Annotated in this window: 12 protein-coding genes and 1 pseudogene; 8 read left to right on the top strand and 5 right to left on the bottom strand. The window is 70.9% G+C overall.

Annotated elements, in window-relative coordinates:
• The first annotated feature begins 93 nt into the window (after positions 1-93).
• The 6 genes from htpX to ACJX2R_RS26275 all read left to right on the top strand — a co-directional run bounded on the left by htpX (position 94) and on the right by ACJX2R_RS26275 (position 5,518).
• Positions 94-1,002 carry a zinc metalloprotease HtpX gene (htpX, locus tag ACJX2R_RS26300; protein ID WP_262704841.1) on the top strand — a complete coding sequence of 303 codons (909 nt, stop codon included), beginning with the start codon at positions 94-96 and terminating at the stop codon, positions 1,000-1,002.
• Positions 1,003-1,005: 3 nt separating this feature from the next.
• Positions 1,006-1,590 carry a PspA-associated protein PspAB gene (gene pspAB, locus ACJX2R_RS26295; RefSeq protein ID WP_262704842.1) on the top strand — a complete coding sequence of 195 codons (585 nt, stop codon included), beginning with the start codon at positions 1,006-1,008 and terminating at the stop codon, positions 1,588-1,590.
• 322 nt (positions 1,591-1,912) lie between these two features.
• Positions 1,913-2,962, top strand: a complete 1,050-nt coding sequence (locus tag ACJX2R_RS26290) for an ABC transporter ATP-binding protein (protein WP_262704843.1) — start codon at positions 1,913-1,915, stop codon at positions 2,960-2,962.
• Entirely contained in the window at positions 2,952-3,851 is a 900-nt protein-coding gene (locus tag ACJX2R_RS26285; RefSeq protein WP_262704844.1) for an ABC transporter permease, read from the top strand. Before ACJX2R_RS26290 ends, ACJX2R_RS26285 begins: the two co-directional genes overlap by 11 nt.
• On the top strand, positions 3,848-4,774 hold the full coding sequence (locus tag ACJX2R_RS26280) for an ABC transporter ATP-binding protein (protein ID WP_138914843.1): 927 nt from the start codon (positions 3,848-3,850) through the stop codon (positions 4,772-4,774). The genes ACJX2R_RS26285 and ACJX2R_RS26280 overlap by 4 nt, the downstream gene beginning before the upstream one ends.
• Before the next feature lie 15 nt (positions 4,775-4,789).
• The gene (locus ACJX2R_RS26275) at positions 4,790-5,518 is read left to right on the top strand and encodes an ABC transporter permease subunit (RefSeq protein WP_413102146.1); all 729 of its coding nucleotides are present in this window, start codon (positions 4,790-4,792) and stop codon (positions 5,516-5,518) included.
• A gap of 212 nt (positions 5,519-5,730) precedes the next feature.
• Here the strand turns inward: ACJX2R_RS26275 and ACJX2R_RS26270 are convergent.
• The 3 genes and pseudogenes from ACJX2R_RS26270 to ACJX2R_RS26260 all read right to left on the bottom strand — a co-directional run.
• A pseudogene (locus ACJX2R_RS26270) lies at positions 5,731-5,886 on the bottom strand (MFS transporter); the annotation flags it as partial.
• Positions 5,887-5,925: 39 nt separating this feature from the next.
• Positions 5,926-6,675: a hypothetical protein gene (locus tag ACJX2R_RS26265; RefSeq protein ID WP_413102145.1), complete on the bottom strand. Its 750-nt coding sequence runs from the start codon at positions 6,673-6,675 to the stop codon at positions 5,926-5,928.
• A 327-nt stretch (positions 6,676-7,002) separates the two neighbouring features.
• The gene (locus tag ACJX2R_RS26260; RefSeq protein ID WP_413102144.1) at positions 7,003-8,547 is read right to left on the bottom strand and encodes an MFS transporter; all 1,545 of its coding nucleotides are present in this window, start codon (positions 8,545-8,547) and stop codon (positions 7,003-7,005) included.
• A 152-nt stretch (positions 8,548-8,699) separates the two neighbouring features.
• Between ACJX2R_RS26260 and ACJX2R_RS26255 the strand changes: the two genes are divergently transcribed.
• Together ACJX2R_RS26255 and ACJX2R_RS26250 are read left to right on the top strand one after the other, a co-directional pair.
• Positions 8,700-9,704 (top strand): Lrp/AsnC family transcriptional regulator, encoded by a 1,005-nt coding sequence (locus tag ACJX2R_RS26255; RefSeq protein ID WP_413102143.1) that lies wholly within the window; start codon positions 8,700-8,702, stop codon positions 9,702-9,704.
• 202 nt (positions 9,705-9,906) lie between these two features.
• Complete coding sequence (locus ACJX2R_RS26250; RefSeq protein ID WP_413102142.1) at positions 9,907-10,356, top strand: phospholipase; 450 nt, start codon at positions 9,907-9,909, stop codon at positions 10,354-10,356.
• A gap of 87 nt (positions 10,357-10,443) precedes the next feature.
• On the opposite strand, the gene ACJX2R_RS26245 is transcribed toward ACJX2R_RS26250, so the two are convergent.
• Positions 10,444-11,274 (bottom strand): HAD family hydrolase, encoded by an 831-nt coding sequence (locus ACJX2R_RS26245; RefSeq protein WP_413102141.1) that lies wholly within the window; start codon positions 11,272-11,274, stop codon positions 10,444-10,446.
• Positions 11,271-12,548 carry a serine--tRNA ligase gene (serS, locus tag ACJX2R_RS26240; RefSeq protein WP_413102140.1) on the bottom strand — a complete coding sequence of 426 codons (1,278 nt, stop codon included), beginning with the start codon at positions 12,546-12,548 and terminating at the stop codon, positions 11,271-11,273. The genes ACJX2R_RS26245 and serS overlap by 4 nt, the downstream gene beginning before the upstream one ends.
• Positions 12,549-12,798 lie beyond the last annotated feature (250 nt).

Below are 12,798 nucleotides of genomic sequence, written 5' to 3'. Positions count from 1 at the left end.
CGGAAAAGGGCGCCGGCGCGCGGCGCGGATCGCCCGATAAGCGGCAGAATCGGGTATAGAGCCGTTGGCGTCGCGTCACTGGGGAGGTATCCCATGCCGCATACCCGCTATGCCCCGGACCGTGGGCTGACCACGCGCATGGTCACGACGATGTTCTTCATCGGGCTGCTCTATGTGGTCTTCATCGGCTTGCTGCTCGCCCTGTTCAAGGGCGCCTGGCCGCTGATCGTGATCATCGCGGGAGGGCTGTTCGTGGCGCAGTTCTGGTTCAGCGACCGGATCGCGGCGTTCAGCATGGGCGCCCGGGAGGTCACCCCTCAGCAGGCCCCCGAGCTGCACGGCGCGGTGGACCGGCTGTGCGCGCTCGCGGACATGCCCAAGCCCCGGGTGGCCATCGCCGACACCGATGTGCCGAACGCCTTCGCCACCGGCCGCAACCAGCGCAACGCGCTGGTGTGCGCCACCACGGGCCTGCTGCGGCGGCTGGAGCCGGAGGAGCTGGAGGGCGTGCTCGCCCATGAGCTGTCGCATGTGGCCCACCGCGATGTGGCGGTCATGACCATCGCCTCCTTCCTCGGCGTGCTGGCGGGCATCATGACCCGCGCGGCGCTGTGGGGCGGGCTCAGCCGTGGCAGCCGTAACAACAACGTGGGCATCGCGGTACTGCTCATCCCGCTGATCAGCGCCGTGGTCTACGCGATCAGCTTCCTGCTGACCCGGCTGCTGTCCCGCTACCGCGAGCTGTCCGCCGACCGCGCCGGCGCGCTGCTGACCGGGCGGCCCTCGGCGCTCGCCGCCGCGCTCACCAAGGTGACCGGGCAGATGGCCCGGATCCCGACCCGGGACCTGCGCAAGGTCGAGCCGTACAACGCGTTCTTCTTCGCGCCCGCGCTCTCCGGCGAGAGCGTCAGCCGGCTGTTCTCCTCGCATCCGACGCTGGAGCGGCGGCTCGACCAGCTCGCCCGCGTCTCCACCCAGCTGGGCCAGGCGGGAAGGGGCTGAGGCATGAGGCTGCTGGACGCCATCCTGGGCCGCAGCAAACCGGTGCGCCCGGACCTCGACCGGCTCTTCGGGCTCCCGGGGGCCGCGGTCAGCCTGGAGGCGGGGGCCGGGTTCACCCCGACCGGCCGGGGCTCGGTCTGCTTCGCGAGCGTGGAGGGCGGCGCCTTCTCCCAGCTCCAGCGGGATGTGCGGGAGCTGCTGGACGCGGACACGGACCGGGGCGGGGTGCCCGTGGAGTTCAGCCAGGACGCGTACGGCTACACCTGGCTGCTGGCCCGGCAGCGGCCGGACGATGTGGCCTCGCTGGTCAACGATCTGCACGCGGTCAATTCGCTGCTCCAGGACGGGGGCTTCGGCCCCCAGCTGCTGTGCTCGCTGATCGGCTTCCAGGACATGGCGGGGCGTTCGCTCGCGCTGGTGTACCTCTACAAGCGCGGCACCTTCTACCCCTTCGCGCCGCTGCCGGGCGTCGCGGAGAAGCGGGACAACGCGCTGGAGCTCCAGATGCGGGCGCTGCTCGGGGACGATCTGCGGATCGAGGAGGATCTGAGCCGCTGGTTCCCGGTCTGGGGCGCACCGGGTCTCTGACGCTCCGGCTCCCGGCCGGAAGGTCCGACTCCGGCCGGTCCTGTGCCCAACTCCCCCTCCCGCCCAACTCTCCCTCCCCGGAGGGGAAGCCACGCTGGGCTGGCAGTGGGGCGCCCTGGCCGGGCCGGTGCTGGGCGCGGCGATGCTGCTCCGGGCCCGTCGGGCGGGCCTGACCGCCGACGCCCTCGTCCTCGAACCCGGGCATAAGCCCACGGACCGGCTGTGGATACCCTCGGTAATCCCCTCCGGTCGGGGCCTGTCCCCTACGGGCGCGTCAGACCCGAGGACGAGGTGAATCCCACCGTCTGGAGTGACGCCGCCTGTGTCTCACACCACTACCGTCGAACACGTGACTGTGATCGCCACCGAAAGTCTGAGCAAGCGGTTCCCCCGCGTCACCGCGCTCGACCGGTTGTCCGTCGACATCGCACCAGGGGTCACCGGCCTGGTGGGTGCCAACGGCGCCGGTAAGTCCACGCTGATCAAGATCCTGCTCGGGTTGTCCCCCGCCAGCGAGGGCCGCGCTTCCGTGCTCGGCCTCGATGTGGCGAAGGACGGCAGCGCCATCCGCGAAAGCGTCGGCTATATGCCCGAGCACGACTGTCTGCCGCCCGATGTCTCGGCCACCGAGTTCGTCGTCCACATGGCGCGGATGTCCGGGCTGCCGCCCTCCGCGGCCCGCGAGCGCACGGCCGACACCCTGCGCCACGTCGGGCTGTACGAGGAGCGGTACCGCCCCATGGGCGGCTACTCCACGGGCATGAAGCAGCGGGTCAAGCTGGCCCAGGCCCTGGTGCACGACCCGCGCCTGGTGCTGCTGGACGAGCCGACCAACGGACTGGACCCGGTCGGCCGCGACGAGATGCTCGGGCTGATCCGCCGCGTGCACACCGACTTCGGCATCTCGGTCCTGGTCACCTCGCATCTGCTCGGCGAGCTGGAGCGCACCTGCGACCATGTCGTGGTCATCGACGGCGGCAAGCTGCTCCGCTCCAGCTCCACCAGCGACTTCACCCAGGCCACGGCCTCCCTCGCGGTCGAGGTGACCGATACCGCCGACCACCCGGACGGCACCACGGCGCTGCGCACCGCGCTCGACCGGGCCGGGCTCACCGTGCAGCCCGCGGGCCGCGGTGCCGACGGGTCGCCCGGCTCCGACCATGTGCTGCTGGTCGACGTCGCGGGCGAGGAGACGTACGACACGGTCCGCGACACCATCGCCGACCTCGGCCTCGGCCTGGTCCGCATGGAGCAGCGCCGCCACCGCATCGCGGAGATCTTCCGGTCCGACGACGAGGCCGCGAGCCCCGCGGACGAGGCGAACGCCGCCGCAAGCGCACACGGGAACGGAGGTGCCGTCGATGCCGCCTGAGACCGTGACCCAGCAGCGCGCCGACGTCATTCACAACATCGGCTACCGCCACTACGAGGGCCCGCGCCTCGGCCGCGCCTACGCCCGCCGCTCGCTCTTCTCCCAGAGCCTGCGCGGCGCCTACGGCCTCGGCCGCTCGGCCAAGTCCAAGGTCGCGCCGATGCTGCTGTTCGCCGTGATGTGCATGCCCGCCGCGATCATCGTCGCGGTGGCCATCGCCACCAGCGCGGACGAGCTGCCCGTCAAGTACACCCGCTACGCGATCATGTTGCAGGCCGTCATCGGCCTCTACACCGCTTCCCAGGCGCCGCAGTCCGTCTCCCGGGACCTCCGCTTCAAGACGGTCCCGCTCTACTTCTCACGGCCCATCGAAACGATGGACTACGTGGTGGCCAAGTTCGCCGCCATGGCCTCCGCGCTGTTCATCCTCACCGGCGCGCCCCTGCTGATCCTCTACGCCGGGGCACTGCTCGCCAAGCTGGACTTCGCCGATCAGACGAAGGGCTTCGCACAAGGACTGGTCTCCGTGGCTCTGCTCTCCCTCCTCTTCGCCGGCATCAGCCTGGTCGTCGCCGCGCTCACCCCGCGCCGCGGCTTCGGCGTCGCCGCCGTCATCGCCCTGCTGACCATCTCCTACGGCGCGGTGTCCGCCGTCCAGGCCATCGCCTGGGACCAGGGCAACACCGGCCCGGTGAGCTGGATCGGGCTGTTCTCGCCGATCACCATCATCGACGGGGTGCAGACGGCGTTCCTCGGTGCCACCTCCTCCTTCCCCGGCGGGGTCGGCCCCGGCACCGGGACCGGGCTCGTCTACGTCCTCGTTCTCCTCGGCCTGATCGCCGGCTCGTACGGGCTGCTGATGCGCCGCTACCGAAAGGTCGGCCTGTGACCACGATCGCCATCGACAACGTCTCCCGCTGGTTCGGGAACGTCGTGGCCGTCAACGACGTGACCATGGACATCGGCCCCGGTGTCACCGGGCTCCTCGGCCCCAACGGCGCCGGCAAGTCCACCCTCATCAACATGATGGGCGGCTTCCTGGCCCCCTCCACCGGGTCCGTGACCCTCGACGGCGCCCCGATCTGGCGCAATGAGCAGGCGTACCGCCACATCGGGATCGTCCCCGAGCGGGAGGCGATGTACGACTTCCTCACCGGCCGCGAGTTCGTGATCGCCAACGCCGAGCTGCACGGGCTGCCCGATCCCCGCGCCGCCGCCCGTAAGGCGCTCGACACCGTCGAGATGGATTACGCGGGCTCCCGGAAGATCGCCACGTACAGCAAGGGCATGCGCCAGCGCGTGAAGATGGCCTCCGCGCTGGTGCACGAGCCTTCGGTGCTCCTGCTGGACGAGCCGTTCAACGGCATGGACCCCCGGCAGCGGATGCAGCTGATGGATCTGCTGCGGCGGATGGGCGCCGAGGGCCGCACCGTACTGTTCTCCTCGCACATCCTCGAAGAGGTCGAACAGCTGGCGGCGCATATCGAGGTGATCGTCGCGGGGCGGCACGCCGCCTCCGGCGACTTCCGTAAGATCCGCCGGCTGATGACGGACCGTCCGCACCGCTATCTCGTCCGGTCCAGCGACGACCGCGCGCTCGCGGCCGCCCTGATCGCCGACCCGTCGACCACCGGTATCGAGGTCGACGCGAGTACCGGCGTCGACGGCGGGCTGCACATCCAGGCGGTGGACTTCGCCCGCTTCACCGAACTGCTGCCCCGGGTCGCACGTGACCAGGGCATCCGACTCCTCACGGTCTCGCCCTCCGACGAGTCCCTGGAGAGCGTCTTCTCCTACCTCGTCGCGGCCTGAAAGGAGCCCACAGCGATGTCCTCGCTCTATCACCCCACCGTCGCGCGGCTCACCTACCGGGCCCTGCTCGGCCGCCGCCGTGCGCTGATCCTCTTCACCCTCCCCGGTCTGCTGCTGATCATCTCGCTCGCCGTACGGCTGCTGACCGGCGCGGACGACGACACGGCCGACGCGATCCTCGGCGGCTTCGCGATGGCCACGATGGTCCCGCTGATCGGCGTGATCGCCGGTACGGGCGCGATCGGCCCGGAGATCGACGACGGCTCGGTCATCTATCTGCTGGCCAAGCCGGTGAAGCGGCCGACGATCATCGTCACCAAGCTGATCGTGGCGATCGGCGTCACGGTCGCCTTCTCCGCGATCCCCACCCTGCTCGCGGGCTTCGTGCTGAACGGCAACGCGAACCAGCTGGCCGTCGGCTACGCCGTCGCCGCCGCCGTGGCCTCTGTCGCCTACAGCGCGGTCTTCCTGCTGCTGGGCACCGTGACCCGGCACGCGGTGATCGCGGGGCTGGTCTACGCCCTGGTCTGGGAGACCTTCTTCGGCAGCCTGGTGGCCGGGGCCCGCAAGCTCAGCGTGCAGCAGTGGGCGCTGGCGCTCGCCCAGAAGGTCGCGGACGGCGATGTGATCACGTCGGACGTCGGCCTGACGACCGGCGTCATCCTGCTGCTGGCCGTGACCGTGGCCGCGACCTGGTACGCGGGCCGCAAGCTGCGCACGCTGACCCTCGCGGGGGAGGAGTGACCACGAAGTGACCACCGGCGCGAGGTGATGCCCGCGAAGACCGCCCAGCGGTCCGTGCACGCCTTACGGTCGTCATCGCGCTCGAAAGGCGGAGCGGCCGCAGATCGTCTCCGCGGTGGCGGCGGTCGTCGGAATGACGGCCGCCGCCACCGTGTGTCCGGGGCCGCGTCGGCCGCCGCTCAGGACCGGATCCTGCGGTCGCGGCCCACGCCCAGCCCCAGCACCGCCAGCACCAGCGCGCTCAGCAGCATCGCCTCGGTGCCCCAGCGCCGGGCGAGCCGGGGCGCGAAGGGCGAGGCAAGGCCCATGAAGATCAGCGGAATGGTGGTGACCAGGCTGCCCGTGGTCGCGGACAGTCCGAAGTGGCCGCCAGGTCACCACCCTGCCCACCGGGCTTCTCCAGTCCGCTACGCCCGCCGCCGCCTGGCCCGCCGCGCCCGCCGTTGAGCCGCCTCCCCCTTGAGCGTGGCGACGTCCCTGCGAACCTCGGCCATGTCCTCACCGAGATCGCAGAGCCGCTCGCTCATGGCACAGATGACCCGCCCGTGCGCGTCGAGCCGCCGGTCCATGCCGTCCAGCCGGGCGGAGACCCTGGCCATCCACGGCGCCAGCTCCCGCAGTGTGGAGCCGACATCCGCCAGACACTCCTCGACGGCGTCGAGGCGGACGCCGATCGGCCCGGCCAGCATCCGCTCAGTGAGGACCTGTTCGAGCGGAAGCTGCTCCACCCCGGCTTCCGGTCCGCTCCGGGCCGACTCCTCGACATCGAGGAGATAGGTGCGTACCCGCCTGGCGATGTCACTGTCCCGCAGCAGCATGGCCACGTTGAGCACTGCGCGACGGGGGTAGAGGGTGAGGTGGGCGCGGCCCTGTGGATAACTCGAATGTGAAAGGTCCAAGTTGGACCTTTCAAAGGCTTGCAGCTCAGAGCCTCGGAGGATATGCATCCCGTTGCTCTGGAACTCCCCCCGATGCCGTTTGGCCAGACTCTTGACGGCTTCTTCCCCAACCTCGAAGTACTCCGCCACCATGCGCGTGGTGATATGCAGCCCATCCGGCAGCAGAGTCAGAGCCTTGACCTTGTCGAGGACATCCGTCCGTTCGATGACGCTGTCGCGCAGCGCGCGCGACTCCAGTAGTGCGATCTCGGGTGGCATACGTGTGCCTTCCGGTGTGGATTCGAATGGTGGTCACGCCCCACCAGCCAGGGGCCAGGCCGCCCGTATCCAGGGACCAGGAGCGGAGGCTGCCAACCTCTTTCGGACCCAACCGCCGTGACATCGCTGCCCGTCGATCCGTCGCCCGGCCGAGGCTCCAGCTCGCGTTGCCTCCGCGCATAACGCGTATATGGAACAACGATCCGATCGCAGGAGGGTTACTCGCACCGCGTCGTGTTGACGGACGTCGGCCTCAACGCCGCGAGGGGCGGGCGCTGTCGGGCGCCCGCCCCTCGTTGTAGTGAGTCGTATCGCGCCGCCCACCGCTCAAACGTGGACCGGCTCCGGCGGGGACTTCTCGGGGGTCGGCTTCGGGGGCGTGCCGCCGGGGCCGCCGCGGACGACGGCGAGGACCAACAGGCCCGCCGCCAGGGCCGCGATGCCCGCGATGACGCAGATGCGGTCGAGACCGGCCGCGAACGACTCGTGGACCAGGGCGCGTGCCGCGTCCGCCCGGGCCGGGGGCGCGGCGGCGATCACGGCGTCGGCGTGGCCGCCGCTGATGGCCTCGGCGGCCTGCCCGGCCGCGCGGGCCGGGACGGTGTCGCCGCCGTCCACCATGTCCCGCACCCGGGTCGCGAACACCGTGCCCAGGATGGCGATCCCCAGTGCGTAGCCCATTTGCCGGAAGGTGTTCACCGCGCCGCTGGCCATGCCCGCCCGTTCCGGCGGGGCCGAGCCGAGGGCTGCCGAGACCAGCACCGGCATGGCCAGGCCGATCCCCAGACCGGCCAGGACCAGGCCGGGGACGAATGCGGTCCAGTCCGAGTCCGGGGTCACCATCGCCGCGTTGACCAGCGCGCCCGCGCCCACCAGCAGCAGTCCGCCGCCGAGTGCCCGTCCGGGGGCGACCCGGTCCAGCAGCCGTCCGCCGGCCGCGCCGACGACCAGCGAGACGCCCGCCATCGGCGTCACCGCGAGCCCCGCCTGTACCGGGGCCATCCCCAGCACCGACTGGAGCCACAGCCCGGCGTAGGTGAGGTACGGGAAGGCCGCCGCCTGGAGCAGCAGGGCCGCCGCCATGAGCACCGCGAACGTCGGGCGGCGCATCAGCCCCAGGTCCAGCAGCGGCTGCCGCTTCCCGCGCTCCAGCAGGACGAAGGCGACCAGCGCGACCGCGGCCGACACCAGCGCGGTGACCGTGCCGGTGTCGGCCCAGCCCTCCTCGCCGCCGCGCATCAGCCCGTACGTCAGCGCCCCGGCGCACACCGTGAACGAGGCGGCGCCCGGCCAGTCGATGCGCACCCCGGCCGTGCCGCGCGACTCCTCGATGGAACGGACCGTGATCCACACCGCGATCGCCGTCAGCGGCAGATTGACCAGGAAGATCGCGCGCCAGTCGACATACTCGGTCAGCACCCCGCCCAGCACCGGGCCGACCGCCGCGGCCGCCCCGCTCGTACCGCCCCACACGCCGAAGGCGATTCCGCGGTCGCGGCCGGAGTACGTCGCCATCAGCAGCGGGGTGTTGGTGGCGAACATGGCCGCGGCCCCCACCCCCTGCACGGCGCGGGCCGCGATCAGCACCCCGGCGTCCGGTGCCAGACCGCAGACCAGGGAGGAGATCGCGAACACCGCGAGGCCGACCAGGTACAGCCGCCGCCGTCCGAAGAGGTCCGCCGCCGATCCGGCCACCATCAGCAGCGCGGCCAGCGCCAGCGCGTAGATGTCCATCACCCACTGGAGGGAGGTGAAGGACGCGTCCAGCCCCCGTGCCACCTGGGGCAGGGCGGTGTTCACGATCGTGACGTCTATCAACAGCATGAAGTTGCCGAGGGTGATGGCGGCGAGCGGCCACCATGATCTGCGCATGACTGACTCCGGGATCCGGCACATTCCGACATGGGGAGGCGGGGTCGGCCCGAGGGCGGTTCCCGCGGCTCTTACGGTCGCCCCGACCCGGTTCGTTCTCCCAGCCGGCCCCCGACCCGGCGGCGATATCCGACAGTCGCTAGCTTGGTGCGGTGGAATCCGACGCGTACGACGACCTGGACCGGGCACTGGTGCACGCCCTCCAGCTCGACGGCCGGGCCCCCTTCAGCCGGCTCGCCGAGGTGCTGGGCGTCTCCGACCAGACCGTGGCCCGCCGCTACACCCGGCTGCGGACGACCGGAGCGATCCGGGTGCTGGGGCTCACCGACCCGGCGGCGGTCGGCGACGTGGTCTGGATGGTACGGGTGCGGTGCCTGCCGGACGCCGCCCTTCCGGTGGCCGAGGCGATGGCCCGGCGGCCCGACACCTCCTGGGTGCATGTGCTCTCCGACGGCACCGAGGTCGCCGCGTCGACGCGGGCGGCGTCCGGCCAGGACAGCGACGCCCTGCTGCTGCGCAAACTCCCGCAGACCCCACGGGTGGTGGGGGTGAGCGCCCACTGTGTGCTGCATGAGTACTACGGCGGGGAGCATGGCCTGGTCAACAAGTCCGACGCGCTGACGGCCGAGCAGATCGCGCGGCTGCGCACGCCCGCCCCGGACCGGTCCAAGGGCCCGCGCGGACCGGTGAGCGCCGGGGACCGCAAGCTGCTGGACGTCCTCGCGGGGGACGGGCGGGCGCCGCTGGACGAACTGGCCGCCGCCACCGGCTGGTCGCAGTCCACGGTGCGCCGCCGGCTGGCCGATCTGCGCGCCGACGGCACCCTGTACTTCGACGTCGACTACTCGCACCGGTTGTTCCGTCAGGACGTCACCACCGCGATATGGCTGTCGGTACAGCCGTCGGAGCTCGCGGCCACCGGGCAGACGCTCGCGAACCACCCCGAGGTGGCGTTCGCATGTGCGACCACCGGAGCGAAGAATCTGCTGGCGACCGTGGTCTGCGCGGATGTCCCGGCCCTCTACACGTATCTGACGACCCGTATCGCCGAGCTGACCTCCGTGCGGGACATGGAGACCTCCCCGATCCTCCGCCGGGTCAAGGGCCCGGGGCCGCGGTTCACCCCTTCCTCCCGGGTGCCCTGGCGACCCTCCTGAACAGCCCGTTCCGCAGCGGTAGTTGGAGGAAACTCCGAAACTCTGGTGGTCGAACTCTGTTCATCTCTACGTCGATGTAGATCTTGACGGTTGTCAGGGACCTGGCGAACTCTTGGCGTGCGCTGGATCACACCGCGCCGCCCCCTCCCTTCGCCAAAAGCCTTTGAGGGGGTGTCAGGAGTGAAAACGGAGGGAACCCCGAATGCGTCGTCTCGTCACGAGTCTCGCCGCCACAGCCGTCACCGCGGCCGCCACCATCGCCCTGGCCGCCCCCGCCGAGGCCGTCCCCGCGGACAAGCAGCAGGTCCTCGCCAGCTGGACCCAGACCAGCGCCAGCAGCTACAACACCTGGCTCGCGGCCCGGAACAACCAGGGTGCCTGGGCCGCCTACGAGTTCGACTGGTCCACCGACTATTGCAGCAGCTCCCCCGACAACCCGTTCGGCTTCCCCTTCCAGACCGCCTGCGCCCGGCATGACTTCGGCTACCGCAACCACAAGGCGATGGGCATCTTCGACGCCAACAAGGCGCGCATCGACAGCGCCTTCTACGAGGACCTGAAGCGGGTGTGCGGCGCCTACAGCGGTGCCACCAAGACGTCGTGCGACGGCACGGCCTGGACGTACTACCAGGCGGTCAAGGTCTTGGGCTGACCATCCCCGCGGCGGGCCGACCAGCCCCGCCGTCGAGCCCGGATGCCGGGCGGTCCGCCGAGGCGGCCGCACCGGCGTCCGGCCGGTTCACCCGCTCGTCGCCGCCGCCGGGAAGAGCCGCTCCAGCACCACCGCGATGCCGTCCTCCGTGTTGGACGCGGTGACCTCGTCGGCGACGGCCTTGAGATCCTGGTGCGCGTTCGCCATCGCGACCGCGTGCCTGGCCCAGCCGAACATCGGGATGTCATTGGGCATGTCGCCGAAGGCGATCGCGTCCGCCGCGGTCATCCCCAGCCGGCGCGCGGCCATCGACAGACCCGTGGCCTTCGTCAGCCCCAGCGGCAGCAGCTCCACCAGGCCGGTGCCGGCCATCGTCACCCCGATCAGGCCCCCGGCGGCCGTCCGGGCGGCGTCCGCGAGCGCGTCGTCGCCCAGCTCGGCGTGCTGGATGTAGAGCTTGCTGATCGGCTCCGACCACAGCTCGGCCGGCTCGGTGAACGGCACCAGGGACATCCCCTCGTGGTCCATCCGGTACCCCTCGCCGAACAGCACCTCGCCGTCCAGCCCGTCGCGGGCCGCGGCCAGGAACAGCGGACCGATCTCCGCCTCGATCTTCTCCAGCGCCAGCAGCGCCACCTGGCGGTCCAGCGTGACGGAGGTCAGCAGCCGGTGCTCGCCCGCGTGGTAGAGCTGGGCGCCCTGGCCGCACACCGCGAGCCCCTCGTAGTCGAGGTCGTCGAGTATGTGCCGGGCCACCGGGACGGTCCGCCCGGTGACCACGATGTGCGCGGCGCCCGCCGCGGTGGCCGCGGCGAGCGCGTCACGGGTCCGCGCCGAGACGGTGTGGTCGGGGCGCAGCAGCGTCCCGTCGAGATCGGTCGCGACCAGGCGGTACGGAAGATCGTCGCCGCCGCTCACCGTGCGACCGGTTCCAGGACCTCGCGCCCGCCGAGGAATGGCCGCAGCGCCTCGGGCACCCGCACCGAGCCGTCGGCCCGCTGGTGGTTCTCGAGGATCGCGACGATGGTCCGGGTGATCGCGCACAGCGTGCCGTTGAGCGTGGCCAGCGGACGGACCCGCTTGCCCTCGCGCATCCGGATCGACAGCCGCCGCGACTGGAACTCGGTGGTGTTGGAGGTCGAGGTCAGCTCGCGGTACTTGCCCTGCGTCGGGATCCAGGCCTCGCAGTCGAACTTCCGCGTCGCCGACGAGCCCAGGTCACCCGAGGCCAGGTCGACCACCCGGAACGGCAGCTCCAGCGAGGTCAGCCACTGCTTCTCCCACTCCAGCAGCCGCTGGTGCTCGGCCTCGGCATCCTCCGGCGTCGTGTAGACGAACATCTCGACCTTGTCGAACTGGTGCACCCGGAAGATGCCCCGGGTGTCCTTGCCGTACGACCCGGCCTCACGGCGGAAGCAGGAGGAGAACCCGGCGTAGCGCCGAGGCAGCTGGTCCGCCTCCAGGATCTCGTCCATGTGGTACGCGGCCAGCGGCACCTCGGAGGTGCCGACCAGGAAGAGGTCGTCCTTGTCGAGGTGGTAGACGTCCTCGGCGGCCTGGCCGAGGAAGCCGGTGCCCTCCATGGCCTTCGGCTTGACCAGCGCCGGGGTGAGCACCGGGGTGAAGCCCGCCTCGGTGGCCTGCGCCATCGCCGCGTTCACCAGTGCGAACTCCAGCAGGGCGCCGACGCCGGTCAGGTAGTAGAAGCGGGAGCCGGAGACCTTGGCACCGCGCTCGGTGTCGATCGCGCCGAGCAGCTCGCCGAGCTCCAGGTGGTCCTTGGGCGCGAAGCCCTCGGCCTCGAAGTCGCGCGGGGTGCCGACGGTCTCCAGGACGGCGAAGTCGTCCTCGCCGCCGACCGGGACCTCGGGGTGGACCAGGTTGCCCAGCTGGAGCAGGAGCCGCTGGGTCTCCTCGGCGGCCACGTCCTGCTCGGCGTCGGCCGCCTTGACGGCGGCGGAGAGCTCGCCCGCCTTCTTCAGCAGCTCGGCCTTCTCGTCGGCGGAGGCCTTGGGGATGAGCTTGCCGAGCGCCTTCTGCTCGGCGCGCAGCTCGTCGAAGCGGACACTGGAGGACCTGCGCCGCTCATCGGCGGTCAGGAGCGCGTCGACGATGCCGACGTCCTCTCCACGAGCGCGCTGGGAGGCGCGCACACGATCGGGGTCCTCACGGAGCAGGCGAAGGTCAATCACCCCCCCAGGTTACCGGTGTGACCTCGGCTGCTCGACGCGATATTCCTTTGCGTCCTGTTTTGCCCCCTTTTGGGGCTGTGGGTAAACCGGGGAATTCCTGTGACGGCCACCGTCAAGGAATGCTTCCGCATTCCCCGAAAAGGGGCAAAGAGGCGGCGCCGAGTCGACCTTCTTCCCTTGTGTGCGGGGTGAGTTGGGGGCTGGTTGTCCACAGGTGTGGGGGGAATCCCCGAAGTTATCCACAGGCTGT

This window comes from Streptomyces sp. Inha503 (assembly GCF_047215865.1).
Classification (GTDB): Bacteria; Actinomycetota; Actinomycetes; order Streptomycetales; family Streptomycetaceae; genus Streptomyces; species Streptomyces lycopersici.
Note: the sequence above shows the minus strand (reverse complement) of the source record. Positions and strands in the feature narration are given on the sequence as shown.